Here is a 13,027-nt window from a genome sequence, read left to right as displayed (position 1 = left end):
CAAAGTGGCCTCATTTCAAAAAGTCTAAAGAAGGTATGAATCCGTTAAAAAAGAAACCTCGCTCTAAAAATATCAGTCCCCGGGTGGACCTTCCCGAGTGGATGAAGGTGCGAGTGAGTTTTCCTACGGAAGGAGATGCCCTATCCAAAGTGCGGGAAGAGGTGGAATCCAAAAAGTTACATACTGTCTGCGAATCTGCCAGTTGCCCGAACCTCAACCACTGTTGGAACCGAAGGACTGCCACCTATATGTTGTCTGGTGATATCTGCACAAGACGATGCCAATACTGTGATGTGGCCTTTGGAAAACCAAATCCCCTTGATTTAGAAGAACCGGAACGAGTGGCAAGGTCCGTGGCAGAACTCAAACTCCGCCATGTGGTTTTGACTGCCGTCAACCGTGACGACCTAAAAGATGGGGGTGCGGCACACTTTGCAGAAACAATCACTAAAATCAAATCCTATCGCCCTACTTGTTCCATCGAAGTCCTCATCCCCGATTTTAAAGCCAAAGAGGAATCCTTACAAATTCTTTATGCGGCAAAACCCAATATCATCAATCATAACATCGAAACAGTGGAAAGGCTTTTTCCCACGATCACTCCCCAGAAAAACTACAAACGTTCTTTGGAAGTCCTCTCACACATTGCCAAACACGGTTTCCTTACCAAAAGTGGCCTTATTTTAGGGCTTGGGGAAACAAAAGAAGATGTCAAACAATGTTTAGAAGATCTTTATCAACACGGGGTTCGGATGTTAACCATCGGCCAATACCTCCAACCAGGCCCCACTCACTACCCAGTCCAAGAATTCGTGAAACCAGAAACGTTTGAGTTTTGGAAGGAGTTTGCATACCGGACTGGATTTAAAACAGTTGCCTCCGGCCCACTTGTTCGTTCTTCCTATCATGCTGAGGAATATTTTTCAGACGAAGCAAACTGATTGGTCCGAAGGATAAACTATGGACGAGGAACAATTGGAGGCATTTAAGGAGGAACTAACTAAAACCTTCTTCTATTCCATTCTTTCCGATTTAAGTGAAATCGGAGAAACCCTTTCTGATTTTGAAGTCAAATTACTCATAAAAAAAGCCCTGGCTCACTCACCAGATCTACAAGTGGAATGGGGAGAAGTGGATCGATTTGGAAACAATACCCTACTTGTAAAATATGAATCCAATTTACTTGTGATTGAAGTGAGTCCCCTGATAAATACCATCCGCATCCTTTGGAACGAATATAAATCCAGAGAAAGTTGATCAGTGCTTAAATAACAATAAAACAATAGTACATAAAAAAAGCCCGAAGGATATTTCCTCCAGGCTTCTTTTCTACGTAAGGGTTGGTTTATTTAGAATTTGGATTTTTGTTGAAGGTCATAAATGACTTCTTCTACATTGTCCATATCAATTCTCTTAACACCATTTTCAGTGTGAACAATCAACTGTCCGTTTTCTTGGTTGATGATCGCTCCAATCACTGTTTTACCGTCTACTAAAACGATTTTTTCAATTCTTTCGTAGTAGTTTACGATGTCTTTTTTAGACTTAAATTCTTTAGGTTGGTTAGCCAAAGACTCTTCGAATTTTTTCTTCTCTTCTTCTTGGCGTTTTACCACTTCACTTTCAATTGCTTGTCTCTTAGCATCAATTTCTTGTTTTTTCAACTCATCTAACTTTTCAGTTTGAGCTGATTCGCTAAGTTTAGCAATCTCTTGTGCAGTTTGTTTGTCCACTGTTACGATGGTTTTGATTTCTTGTTCTTCGTTCTTAGTGAGTTTTGCAGTTTCAACAACGAGTTTTTCTTTCTCAGCTGTTTTGAATGCTTTGTTCAAATCCAAAGTTTGGATGTCCGCAGCCTTTGCAAGATCAGCAGATTTTGCTGATTGAGTGGATGCTTGGTCTTTTTCTAGGATGACTTCTGCTTTTGCAATTGACTCTTGGAGTTTTTTCAAGTCAGCGTTTTTAGAAATTTCTTCTGTAGAAAGTTTTTCTAGAGCAGGAACACGTGGAGCAAATGCAACCGCACCTTCTACTACTTTTACTTTCGCAGGTTTTCCATCAGCAGCTTCTACGATAAAAGACGTTCCTCGCACACCCGCAATCGCAGTTGGTGTTACGACAGTAAAGTTGTCTTCTTTCTTAGCTTTGTTGACTTTCGCAAATACCTTTCCTGAAACGAGAGCAATTTGAGTGTCTGTTGTTCCTGAACTGTCTTGAGAAAGTTTTGCAAAGTCAATTGCGGACTTAGGAGAGATACGAATGCTCGATCCATCCGCAAATTGGATGTCTACTTTCCCATTGTCGCCTGTGACTACGTTATCCCCGGATTTCAGAAGGGCACCAAGCTGTGCTTTTTCTTCTGTTTGGTCTGCGTGTTGGATTTTAGAATCTCCCACCGCAAATACGACTACCGCAGATAAATCTGCTGGTTTTTTTGGTGCTTCAGACACTTCTGCGTCTGGTTTCTTACAAACTGTAAGACCAGTGAAAAGAAGTGCTAGGCCCATTATGGTTAGTTTCGATGCTTTCATATCGTCCTGTCCCTTAGTGAAATTCAACTTTCGTTACTTTAATCAACAAACTGAGGGTTTATAAATTCCCAGCTTTTTTGTATTTTTTTCCAGAATGAAAAAAATTTCATTAGTTCGGAAAAAAAATAATTTAGTGATTAGATTTGTAAACGAATATTCAGTATTTTTCCCCGAAACCAGGGTTTTTCCAAGGAAAAGAAAGGTTTTCCTTTGGAAAATCGCTTTGTCTAAGAGGAAGGAAGAAAAAAACTCCCATTATGGCTGAAACCTCTACACTGAACCAAAGACCCGCCTCCTCCATCAAACTTCTGGAAGAAATGGAAAGGTTGTACAAAGACCTACCAATGGAAGCCATTGTCAAACAAGACATCTTAAGGCAGGGCATTCACTTTTTACCGGAATCCTTCCAGGTGAAAGATCCTTATAAATCCAAAGACTATTTTATCTTTTCCTTCGATCATATCCCACTTGCAGACCTAAAAGACGGTGCAGACACCAAAGCACCCGAGGAGATCAAAATTGCAGGAGGCCATTTTGGTCTTTTGAAAACAGTGATCTCCACAAGAAACAACCCGAACTCACCTTACAAAATGAAATTGAAAGATGGAATTCCTACTTTGTTTTTAGAAGAAACAGAGATTGGGAGTGCCGAGTATCCTCCTATCCCTTCTTGGTACAGACACAAAACCAAATCAGGAAAGTTACCGGGAGAGGTGGCACCTGTCATTGAATGGGGTTATCTTTTATATCTCACCGTATTTCGAAACTGCCAATACTTTGGAAAAGACGAAGAATGTGCTTATTGTGATATCAACCACAACTACCGCCAACAAAAAGGGGCGGGCAGGCCTTACACGGGTGTGAAAGACGTAGAAGATATTTTAGAAGTTTTATCTTGGGTGGATGCAGAAGACCAAATTGCCAAGGTGTATACCATTACCGGTGGATCCGTCCTTACCAACTTAAAGAAAAAATCCGAGGTGGATTTTTACCTCCAGTATCCTGAGGCCATTGAAAAACGATTTCCGAAACGATGGATGGGGAAACTGGTAGCCCAAGCCTTTGAAAAGGAAGACTGTCAGAAGTTCAAAGATGCGGGGATCCAAATTTACCACCCCAATTACGAAGTTTGGGACAAGGCTCTCTTTGAAAAGATCTGTCCTGGTAAGTCTAGTTGGATTGGTTATGAAAATTGGATTCGCCGTGTGGTGGATTCGGCAGAAGTCTTTGGTCCAGAAAATGTAATTCCTAACTTTGTGGGTGGAGTGGAACTTTCCGAACCCTGGGGATTTAAAACAGTCGCAGAAGCCATCACTTCCACAAAACAAGGTTTAGATTTTTTTATGTCCAAAGGAATTGTTCCAAGATTCACTGCATGGTGTCCCGAACCATATACCACTCTTGGCCAACAAGCAGGCCCACCTCTTGTATATTTTTGCGAATTGTTACGGGCTTGGAAAGAAACCTTTGAACACTATGGTCTCCCCACTCCTCCAGGATACGGGGAACCTGGTCCCGGAAAGGCAGTATTTTCTGTTTCCGCTTTTATGGATGTGATAGGATATTCTGGACGAAATTAGTTCTATCCTGTACAAAGAAAAAACTAAAATCCGTTTATGCGAAAACTAATTCTACTAACGGGAGTTTTTTCTCTCCTAGTCTTACAATTTGCCTGTCAGAACCCTGAACAAGAAGAACCTCACAGGTTCCGCCAAGGGGTTCTCGACTTAAAAGATATTACCTTCAAAGAAGATACCATTGTAGACTTACAAGGGGAATGGGAATTGTATTTTGGTGAATTCCATTACCCACCCTTTCACGGAGAAAAACCACTCACAGGGTACTTGGCCATCCCCAGCTCCTGGCAAGATGAGGAATTTGGTGGGGAGGAATTACCAAGAACGGGCCATGTCACCTTACGCGCGTTCATCCATATTAGCAAACAAACTGTAGGGCAAGAATTAAGAATTTATATCCCCGACGTTGCTTCCTCCTATCGATTTTTTGCCAATGGGATTTTGATTGGCGGCCAAGGGAAACCGGGAATCAACCAATTTGATGATACGCCAAGGATTAAATCCAAATACTATACCCTCATTCCTGACAAAGAAGTCATCGAACTTGTGTTTCATATTGCCAACTATGATAACAACTTTGGAGGGTTTTGGGCCATTCCAAGCCTGGGAAATAAAAATGCTTTGGACCGGGAGAAGATGCTCGCCAATGCACGGGAACTTTTTTTGCTCGGAGCTCTTGTTCTCATTGGTCTTTATCATTTTGGATTGTACTTTTACAAAAGAAAAGAAACTTCTATTTTTTATTTTGCTGTCTTTTGTTTTTTACTGGGGATCCGGCTTGCCTTTACCGGGGAAAGATATGTTTTAGAACTTTTTCCCAACTTTCATTGGCCTACTGCATTTCGGATCGAGTTTGCCTCTTTTTATTTCGCAGTTCCCACCTTCTTACTTTTTATTTATTCCCTGTTTCCTAAAGAATCCAATCCCAAATATGTACGTTTTGTACTCATTGCAAGCATTGCATTTGCGTTAACATTGTTTTTACCGATATCCGTATTTACGATTTTATTGTATGGATTCCAAATTTTGGCATTTTTCACCATCGGTTATGTCATTCATATCAACCTAAAAGCTGTATTTAACAAAAGGCCCAATTCCAAATTATTTTTTTTAGGGCTTCTTATTTTAGCATTTTCTGTTGCCTTGGATATTTTGCGTCACAGTTTGAATAACCGGGGGATTGGATTTACCCCTTATGCCCTACTCTGTTTTATTTTTATCCAATCTCTGATTCTTTCGAGTCGCATTGCCAACGCTTTTATTCGTGCAGAAGAACTTGCGGAAAGTTTAAAGATTAGTAATGAATCGCTTCTTGCTGTCACAGAAAATTTGGAACAAATTGTTTCGGAAAGAACGTTTCAATTAAACTCTTCTTTGAATCGAATTAAAAAAGATCTCCTTCTAGCCAAAAAAATCCAACAAAAGATCCTACCAGAAGATGGAATCAAATTTGAACATTTAAAGATCCATCTTTATTTCCAACCACAAGGAGAAGTGGGTGGAGACTTTTATGATATCTTTGAATTGGATAATGGAACGGTTCGTTTTTTTGTCGCTGATGCAACAGGGCACGGAATCCAAGCGGCATTATATACAATGGCCATCAAATCTGAATATGAAGCCATCAAACGTTTTATCACCAAAACAGATGATTTAATGAACCATCTCAACCAAAAGATTCAGAATAAGTTCTCTGGTCTTAAAATTGTATTTTCTGGATTTTTATTAGACATCGATACAAAAACAAAGACCGTCTACTATTCGTCAGCGGGTCACCCGAACCAAATCTTTCAATCTTCAGGCGAACAAATCATTTTAGATCGTACAGGAAATATCATTGGTCTCAAAAAAGACCAACCTTATACACAAAAACAATTCCAGATGGCCATGGGAGATAGGATTTTACTTTTTACCGACGGGATGTTGGAACAAAAAAATGAATCAAGAGAAGAATTTGGAATGGAACGAATCCAAAAGATTCTTGTGGATTACTCAGAGAAAGAATCGGAAAGAGTACTTGCCGAACTTGTCATCCAACTTTTCCTCTTCCAAGGAAAAGAAGAACAAGAGGATGACCAAACGATGGTTCTTATCGAATGGGAAAAAACTTCATAAAACCTTTTCCCAAACTTTCTTTATTTTTTTAAGAATAAATTATCTACGCCATTTTTTTCAAATTCCGTATCATACTTTTCAGCTTCTTTTGCCACCTTGTTTTCATAATCTTCCGGGCTCAGTGCTTCCAAATCTTTTGCGGATACTTTTTGTTCCAAATCTCTTTGGGCAAGTTCTGTCGAAAGATCTGTCCAGAATATATCGTCGTTATAAGGTTCGATATAAGACTCAAAAACTTCTTGGAAGTATTCTTCTGAAATGGTATAAAGTCCGTTTTCAGAAACGATGGGACTTTCCTTTTCTGCAGAAAGTTTTTTTAAGATGGATTGGATGAACTCGTCCACAGAAGGATCTGTTTCTTCATGCGGGGAATTACTCACCCATTCGAATACAGCTAACGCATTCAAAAGGTGTTTTGTTTCTTGGGGATTTAGTTCTAAATTCATGATTACCTACTTTGTTTCCATAGAAGCGCGAATCCTTAGTCTAGGCAAATCAAAGAATGACAGTGGACCGGTTTTCCTTATAGTTTTGATAGATCTGGTCTACCAATAGACGAAAGGTAGGATCTTCTTTTAGGACCTCTAGTTTTTCTTCCAAACTCAAAACAGAAAATTTAGGATACAAAGCTTTTGTGACAGCAGGCTTCATACCCAATAAGTAAACATACGAATAGTAGTGTCAAGAGAAAAATACTAAACACCTGTCACGTATTTATGTCTCGGTAGGCTTTTGTGATCCGTTTCACACCCAGTTCTAAATTTTCTTTTTCCAAAAAACTAAAGTTCATTCGAAAAAAAGAAGAAGATCGGCTTGTGGGTGAAAACTCTGTACCTGGAACCATCGCCACACCACTGGCAAGACAACGGTTCATAAATTCTTTGGAGGAAACTTGCGGATATTCTACCCAAAGAAACATCCCTCCTTCAGGAATCGTAAACCGAGCTTCTGGTAAATATTCCCTTAACAAAGAAACCAAGGTTTCCTTTTTTTCTGAATAAAAGTTTTGAATGGAATAAAGGTGACCCTTCCAATCCAAAACATTCAAAAGTTTAGAAACAACCACTTGTGAAAATTGGTTGGAATTCAAATCGTTTCCTTGTTTGATCGCAGTAAAAAGAGACCTGTATACCTCTGGCACAACCGTCCAACCCAACCGAAACCCAGGAGATAAAATTTTAGAAAAACTTCCAAGAACAAATGTTAGGTCACTTCGTTTTCGAAAAGAACTGACGGAAGGATAAACAATTCCACTAAAATCCAAATACCTGTACGCTTCGTCTTCAAGGAGAATAATTTCATTATCATCTAGAATTTTTGCGATTTGTTTTCTTTTTTCCAAAGACCAAGTGTAAGTGGAAGGATTTTGGTAGGATGGGTTAATATAAAAAACATGGATTTTGTTTTGAGATATAATTTCTTCCAATAGATATAAATCGGGTCCATCGGGTTCGATGGGAACACTAAAAAAATTAGGATTGTATGGAGAAAATGCCTGCAATGCTCCCAAATACACTGGGTCTTCCAACAATACATTGGTATCGGAATCCATAAACATTTTCCCTAAAATATCAAGCCCTTGTTGGGATCCGTGAGTGATGGTGATGGATTCTGGAGTTGACCAATAAACATCAGTTAGTTTATTTGAAATTTCTGTTCGAAGTGGGAGATACCCAGAGGAATCACCATATTGAAACGCAGTCGAAATATTTTCTTTTACCACAGACTCCATCACTGTGTTTAAAACATCTTTCGGAAGTAAGTTTGGATTGGGAAGTCCTCCCGCAAAAGAAAGAATATCCGAATTTTCAACAGTCAGTTTTAAAATTTCACGAATGACCGAAGTGCGAACAAAAGAAGTTCGTTTAGCAGAAAAAATACTTGGCATTTCCGTTTTCATAGTATTAGAATATCAAACATAGAGACAACTGTCCATATACAGTTAGTTCAATCTATTAGTATACAGTTTCATGACAAAATACAAACAATTAGCCACCAATCTTAAAACTGAAATTAAGTCGGGGTATTATTCCGAAGGAGAAAGAATTCCTTCCCTTAGAGAAATCCAAAGTTTAAAGTCCTGTAGCCTCACCACTGCCAAAGAGGCCTATCGAATTTTAGAAGAAGAAGGTTATATCTTTGTGGTTCCCCAGTCAGGATACTTCGTACATCCCAATATTGGCACAGTCATCTCTGGACCACAAAATGAATTTTATCCAGCAGTAGAAGCGGATGATCGGATCCAGCAAATTATGAATACAGTGATGGATCCCAAACTGATCTCTTTTGGTGCCGCCATTCCTTCTGATTTTTATCTTCCACTCGGTGCCCTTACCTCTTCTTTTAAAAAAGCACTTAGGTACAAAGAAATTTTTACCTATGGTGACTTACAAGGAAACCTTGGTTTACGAGAATGGATTAGCAAACGCACTTCCATTCACGGGTATAGAACAAACACAGAACAAATCCAAATCACGAGTGGATGTACAGAAGCCATTACCTTTTCCTTACTGAGTACAACAGAATCGGGGGATACAGTGATTGTTCCTTCTCCCATTTACGTTGGATTATTTCAAATTTTAGAAGTGCTCAAGCTAAAAGTTGTAGAAATTCCCTATAGAAAAGAAGAAGGGATCTCTTGCGATGAATATGAAAAATTAATCAAAAGACACAAACCTAAAGTATTTTTATTTTCAGCTAACTTCAATAATCCGAATGGAATTCTTTTAAGTGATTTAACAAAACAAAACCTTGCAAAAATTTCTTATTCGTATGGGATTCATTTAGTAGAAGATGATATTTATGGAGATTTATATTTTTCAGGCACAAGGCCTAAACCTTTAGTGAGTTATTTTCCCACAGAACCCAAAGGTCCCAAATCTTATCTTTGTTCTTCGTTTTCTAAAACCATTGCACCAGGACTTCGGATGGGTTGGGTGGCATCCAAAACGGGAATTCGTGAATTGAGTAAACAAACAAGAGCTTATAAAATTTCAGAAAATAACCCCACCCAAATGGCAGTCCTACAATTTTTAAAATTACAAACCTACGAAAGGCATCTCAAATTTTTACGTTCGGAATACCAAAAACTCACAGATGAATATATAAAACTTTTATCCTTCCACAGTGCCGAAACACTTGAGATCCAAAAACCTGATGGAGGATTTGTCTTATGGATCAAATCACCGTTAGATGGTGACAAATTACTAAGTGAATCTAAAAAAATCGGAATGGCCATTGCCCCAGGATCTCTTTTTGGGCTTTCCAAACATTGGGACAAACATTTTCGGATCAATGTATCCGTAGGTCTTTCACCGAAGATTCGAGAAAAACTAATACAATTCTCCAAGTTATTCTTAAAAAAACGAAAACAATGACTTTTTTAGTTTTTGGTTGCCAGAAGAGGAATCGAAAACAAGGTCTATTCTATGTCAGAAAACACACGCAAGTATTTGGAAACATCTCAAATCATTCCCTCCAAAGGGATGTCTTACACCATGTATGAAATTGAAGGCCAGGATACAATTTTAAGAATGCTCACCTTTATCCCAGACAATGACGAGATCCATATTTACCCCAAACCACCGGTAAAAAAACTCTATAAGCCGGAACTCTGCAAAAAAGTAGAGGAAAACGAATTTTTGGGTCTTTGGACGATGGGAGAAGAAAGAAAGGTTGGAAATTAGGCAACCGTGGCCCCGGACAGAATCGAACTGCCGACACGAGGATTTTCAGTCCTCTGCTCTACCGACTGAGCTACAGGGCCTTCGGTTACGACCAAAGTATTTTTTCTGATCCCTCTGTCAACGATCCTTTATATTTTTTGCGAGGACACTATGAAAACAAACTGGAAACCATTTACCACCTTAATCCTTTCTATATTCTTACAAATTCATTGTGCTGCCACCCTTCACAAAACAGGAATTAGTTTAGAGCGTTTCCGGTCCGATCTAGAAACCAAATCCGTTTTGGTAGAAGGTTTACAATGGAAGTATACAGAAAAAACGGGAACAACAGAAACCATTCTCGCTGTACATGGATTTGGCGGAGACAAGGACCATTGGACCAGATTTTCTAGATACCTGCCAGAAGATTTCCATGTTATAACACCCGACCTTCCTGGTTTTGGGGAATCAGACAAACCTGAAGGCCTAAACTATACCCAAGAAGCACAGGCAGATAGGCTCTACCAATTTACTGAAATACTAGGATTAAAAGAGTTTCATATCGCTGGAAATTCAATGGGTGGTGGGATTGCAGGAATTTTTGCAGCCAAATACCCGAAAAAGGTAAAATCACTAATCCTCTTTGACAATGCCGGAATTAAAAGTCCGACTCCGAGCGAAATGCAAACCATCGAGTTGTCTGGAAAACCAAGCCCACTTCTTGTCACAAGTCCCGAAGACTTTGACAGGCTTCTTAGTTTTACTTTTGTCAAACCACCTTATCTTCCGGGTTTTTTAAAAACATACTTTGCTAACAAATCTTTTGCGAACAGGGAATGGAATGCCTCCATCCTAAAACAAATTAGAAAGGAAGGGTATTTTTTAGAAAAAAAACTAATCGAAATCCAAGCACCCACTCTTGCCATCTGGGGTAAGGAAGACAAAGTCATTCATTATACGGTGATGGATGTTTTAAAACAAAAACTAAAACCCCGTATTGAAACGGTCCTTTTAGAAAATATAGGACATGCTCCGATGATTGAAGATCCGAAATTGTCCGCCAAACTGGTACAAGACTGGATTTGGAAACTGGGTCGACAGGCAAAATAACTTACAAAATACTTTAGTATTTTTTTTCTAAATTTGGATAAAAAAATACTTGTACTTTCACGGGTTTTTTATGTTATAAACCCGTGACTCCAAAACATAACAATAAAACATTAATCGGAATTACCGGGTCCATTGGATCAGGAAAGTCCACTGTCCTTGCTATGTTTGGTGAGTTAGGTGCAGAAACGATTAGTTCTGACGCCATCGCACGTACTTTCACAGAACCAACAAGTCCTGTCATTAAGGAACTCGTTCAAATTTTTGGAGATGTTATCCTAGATACAAACGGCGCACCCATCCGTTCCAAAATTGCAGAACTTGCCTTCTCCGACAAATCAAAGCTACAAGCTCTCAATGAGCTCCTCCACCCTTTGGTTCGCAAAACTTTCTTAGACTTCTTAAATTCCAGAAAGGATGGAAGTATCATTGCCTGGGAAGTTCCCCTTCTATTCGAAACCGATGCTCATACTATCTGTGATTTTACAGTGACTGTGGCAGTAAGCCCAGAAGTGGCATGGGAAAGAGTCCAAAGCCGCGGGGGAATGGATTATGAAGATTTCCAAAAAAGAAACCAATCTCAAATGGATTTAGAGAAAAAAAAGTCTCTCTCTGATTTTGTCGTAACTAACGATAATCAAAGGGAGAAGTTAAAAGAACAAATTGTCATCATCGATTTAGAAATCAAAAAAAGGATTAAAAAATGAAAGAAAGAGTATTTTACGTAATCAACCTAGATAAACAAAGAATTGGAGTTTTATCCCTCTTTCTCTTTGCACTTTTCTTTTCTATTTTTTTCCTTGGAGTTTCTGTAGGGCGAGGGAAACAAGAAGAGGCACAAACTCTTCAAAAAAAGAGTGAACTGACTCAAACGAACCCAGAGACAACGGAGACCACAATCCCTGCGCCAGTGGCAACAAACGGCGCAGAAGTACAAGTTGGAACGAATGCAGCCTCGTCTCTTGTCCAAGGAACCAAATCCAAAGAACAGGCAATCGCTTCTCAAGAAATTCCAATGGCGGATGTTGGAAACCATCCTTACTTTGTAGAAACTTCTACTGCAAAAGATGAGGAAGAAGAGAAAAAACAACAAATTGTTGATTTGACAAAACGTAAAGAAAAACAAGTGGTTAGTGCCAAAGAAGAAAGATTTAAAAACTTGGCTCCCAGTTCTAAGGCCTCCAAATCACAAAAACTTTCGTCGCAAACGACTGTAACAAACAAAACAGAAGGGAAACAGTTTACCATCCAACTGGCTGCTTTTACTAGCAGACAGTCTGCGGAAACTTTTTTATCACAATTAAAAGCAGATAACAACGGTAAGTTGCCCGCTAAGTCTTTTATCGTTGTAAAAAATGGATTCTTTGTGGTACAAATGGGAAAATCCAAGGACAAAGGATCTCTTTCCAAAGTTCTCTCTAAAACTTCCATGCCAAAAGAAATTAAATCCAAGGCAATGGTGGTGAGTTACCAACCGTTATCATAAAAATAGAGATCGTCAAAAACCTTGGCCTTCGGCTTTCCTAAAAATCTTAGGAGAGCCTTTTTCTATCCTAGTTCATACTTCCCAAGAGAAATGAATTGCCAATTCGTAAGTTCACGATTGTCTAATCCTTAGAATGGAAACAGAGGAAACTCCCCATCATAGTCTTACCTATGGAACCAGTAGGCTTGCACCTAAAATCAGTCTTGTCGACCGGGCCAAAGAAATTGAATTGGCAGAAGAATCTGTCCAACTTCATTTGCATGGAAAACTGGAAGTCATTGCAGGACAAATCCGTCGCCTAAAAGAAGAAGCCGAACTCATTTTAAAACGTGCGGAAAAAGACATTGAACTTCACAAAGCCCGTTGCCAATTCGAAAAAAAACCAGGGCAAACCATTCATTTATATGAAAAAGAAAATGGTTCTTATTTTTCTCTCCTTTCTCCCAAAGATTGGGGAAACCATCCTCCACATTCCTACAAAGGTTCTTATATCATGAATCCAGATAGAAGTTTTACAGAAGTATTTTTAGACTCCCAAGAATAACA

The 13,027-nt window shown here is 39.1% G+C and carries 14 protein-coding genes and 1 tRNA gene; 10 read left to right on the top strand and 5 right to left on the bottom strand.

What is annotated here, in order from left to right; translation table 11 throughout:
* The first annotated feature begins 35 nt into the window (after positions 1-35).
* Both lipA and EHR07_RS04980 read left to right on the top strand, forming a co-directional pair.
* The gene (gene lipA, locus EHR07_RS04985; RefSeq protein ID WP_208739701.1) at positions 36-941 is read left to right on the top strand and encodes a lipoyl synthase; all 906 of its coding nucleotides are present in this window, start codon (positions 36-38) and stop codon (positions 939-941) included.
* Positions 942-960: 19 nt separating this feature from the next.
* A complete protein-coding gene (locus EHR07_RS04980; protein WP_135744058.1) occupies positions 961-1,257 on the top strand; it encodes a hypothetical protein in 297 nt (98 codons plus the stop codon).
* A 92-nt stretch (positions 1,258-1,349) separates the two neighbouring features.
* Here EHR07_RS04980 and EHR07_RS04975 read toward each other — a convergent pair whose 3' ends face one another.
* On the bottom strand, positions 1,350-2,531 hold the full coding sequence (locus tag EHR07_RS04975) for a lipoprotein LipL45 (RefSeq protein WP_135744057.1): 1,182 nt from the start codon (positions 2,529-2,531) through the stop codon (positions 1,350-1,352).
* A 257-nt stretch (positions 2,532-2,788) separates the two neighbouring features.
* Between EHR07_RS04975 and EHR07_RS04970 the strand changes: the two genes are divergently transcribed.
* Both EHR07_RS04970 and EHR07_RS04965 read left to right on the top strand, forming a co-directional pair.
* Positions 2,789-4,111, top strand: coding sequence for a radical SAM protein (locus tag EHR07_RS04970; RefSeq protein WP_135744056.1), 1,323 nt, complete (start codon positions 2,789-2,791; stop codon positions 4,109-4,111).
* A gap of 36 nt (positions 4,112-4,147) precedes the next feature.
* Entirely contained in the window at positions 4,148-6,223 is a 2,076-nt protein-coding gene (locus EHR07_RS04965) for a PP2C family protein-serine/threonine phosphatase (protein WP_135744055.1), read from the top strand.
* 20 nt (positions 6,224-6,243) lie between these two features.
* Here EHR07_RS04965 and EHR07_RS04960 read toward each other — a convergent pair whose 3' ends face one another.
* The 3 genes from EHR07_RS04960 to EHR07_RS04955 are packed head-to-tail and all read right to left on the bottom strand — an operon-like array spanning position 6,244 to position 8,123.
* The gene (locus EHR07_RS04960) at positions 6,244-6,669 is read right to left on the bottom strand and encodes a hypothetical protein (protein WP_135693069.1); all 426 of its coding nucleotides are present in this window, start codon (positions 6,667-6,669) and stop codon (positions 6,244-6,246) included.
* 49 nt (positions 6,670-6,718) lie between these two features.
* Positions 6,719-6,874 (bottom strand): hypothetical protein, encoded by a 156-nt coding sequence (locus EHR07_RS19080; RefSeq protein ID WP_020777551.1) that lies wholly within the window; start codon positions 6,872-6,874, stop codon positions 6,719-6,721.
* A gap of 55 nt (positions 6,875-6,929) precedes the next feature.
* On the bottom strand, positions 6,930-8,123 hold the full coding sequence (locus EHR07_RS04955; RefSeq protein WP_135744054.1) for an aminotransferase-like domain-containing protein: 1,194 nt from the start codon (positions 8,121-8,123) through the stop codon (positions 6,930-6,932).
* Positions 8,124-8,193: 70 nt separating this feature from the next.
* Between EHR07_RS04955 and EHR07_RS04950 the strand changes: the two genes are divergently transcribed.
* Together EHR07_RS04950 and EHR07_RS04945 are read left to right on the top strand one after the other, a co-directional pair.
* Positions 8,194-9,600, top strand: coding sequence for an aminotransferase-like domain-containing protein (locus EHR07_RS04950; RefSeq protein ID WP_135744053.1), 1,407 nt, complete (start codon positions 8,194-8,196; stop codon positions 9,598-9,600).
* Between the two features lie 51 nt (positions 9,601-9,651).
* Complete coding sequence (locus tag EHR07_RS04945) at positions 9,652-9,909, top strand: hypothetical protein (protein ID WP_004788896.1); 258 nt, start codon at positions 9,652-9,654, stop codon at positions 9,907-9,909.
* Positions 9,910-9,916: 7 nt separating this feature from the next.
* Here EHR07_RS04945 and EHR07_RS04940 read toward each other — a convergent pair.
* Positions 9,917-9,989: transfer RNA gene (locus EHR07_RS04940), tRNA-Phe, on the bottom strand.
* Positions 9,990-10,059: 70 nt separating this feature from the next.
* Here EHR07_RS04940 and EHR07_RS04935 point away from each other — a divergent pair.
* The 4 genes from EHR07_RS04935 (at position 10,060) to EHR07_RS04920 (ending at position 13,025) form a co-directional block, all read left to right on the top strand.
* Entirely contained in the window at positions 10,060-10,998 is a 939-nt protein-coding gene (locus EHR07_RS04935) for an alpha/beta fold hydrolase (RefSeq protein ID WP_135744052.1), read from the top strand.
* Positions 10,999-11,081: 83 nt separating this feature from the next.
* The gene (gene coaE / locus EHR07_RS04930; protein ID WP_135744051.1) at positions 11,082-11,702 is read left to right on the top strand and encodes a dephospho-CoA kinase; all 621 of its coding nucleotides are present in this window, start codon (positions 11,082-11,084) and stop codon (positions 11,700-11,702) included.
* Complete coding sequence (locus tag EHR07_RS04925; RefSeq protein ID WP_135744050.1) at positions 11,699-12,481, top strand: SPOR domain-containing protein; 783 nt, start codon at positions 11,699-11,701, stop codon at positions 12,479-12,481. Before coaE ends, EHR07_RS04925 begins: the two co-directional genes overlap by 4 nt.
* Before the next feature lie 133 nt (positions 12,482-12,614).
* On the top strand, positions 12,615-13,025 hold the full coding sequence (locus EHR07_RS04920) for a DUF2452 domain-containing protein (RefSeq protein WP_135693063.1): 411 nt from the start codon (positions 12,615-12,617) through the stop codon (positions 13,023-13,025).
* Positions 13,026-13,027: the final 2 nt, after the last annotated feature.

Source organism: Leptospira bandrabouensis, assembly GCF_004770905.1.
In the GTDB taxonomy this organism is placed as follows: domain Bacteria; phylum Spirochaetota; class Leptospiria; order Leptospirales; family Leptospiraceae; genus Leptospira_A; species Leptospira_A bandrabouensis.
Note: the sequence above shows the minus strand (reverse complement) of the source record. Positions and strands in the feature narration are given on the sequence as shown.

Coding starts and splice junctions, on each gene's coding strand:
- EHR07_RS04960 (WP_135693069.1), bottom strand. CDS start 6,669: ATGAATTTAGAACTAAATCCCCAAGAAACAAAACACCTTTTGAATGCG.
- EHR07_RS04980 (WP_135744058.1), top strand. CDS start 961: ATGGACGAGGAACAATTGGAGGCATTTAAGGAGGAACTAACTAAAACC.
- EHR07_RS04935 (WP_135744052.1), top strand. CDS start 10,060: ATGAAAACAAACTGGAAACCATTTACCACCTTAATCCTTTCTATATTC.
- EHR07_RS19080 (WP_020777551.1), bottom strand. CDS start 6,874: ATGAAGCCTGCTGTCACAAAAGCTTTGTATCCTAAATTTTCTGTTTTG.
- EHR07_RS04955 (WP_135744054.1), bottom strand. CDS start 8,123: ATGAAAACGGAAATGCCAAGTATTTTTTCTGCTAAACGAACTTCTTTT.
- EHR07_RS04970 (WP_135744056.1), top strand. CDS start 2,789: ATGGCTGAAACCTCTACACTGAACCAAAGACCCGCCTCCTCCATCAAA.
- EHR07_RS04925 (WP_135744050.1), top strand. CDS start 11,699: ATGAAAGAAAGAGTATTTTACGTAATCAACCTAGATAAACAAAGAATT.
- EHR07_RS04950 (WP_135744053.1), top strand. CDS start 8,194: ATGACAAAATACAAACAATTAGCCACCAATCTTAAAACTGAAATTAAG.
- lipA (WP_208739701.1), top strand. CDS start 36: ATGAATCCGTTAAAAAAGAAACCTCGCTCTAAAAATATCAGTCCCCGG.
- EHR07_RS04965 (WP_135744055.1), top strand. CDS start 4,148: ATGCGAAAACTAATTCTACTAACGGGAGTTTTTTCTCTCCTAGTCTTA.
- EHR07_RS04975 (WP_135744057.1), bottom strand. CDS start 2,531: ATGAAAGCATCGAAACTAACCATAATGGGCCTAGCACTTCTTTTCACT.
- EHR07_RS04945 (WP_004788896.1), top strand. CDS start 9,652: ATGTCAGAAAACACACGCAAGTATTTGGAAACATCTCAAATCATTCCC.
- EHR07_RS04920 (WP_135693063.1), top strand. CDS start 12,615: ATGGAAACAGAGGAAACTCCCCATCATAGTCTTACCTATGGAACCAGT.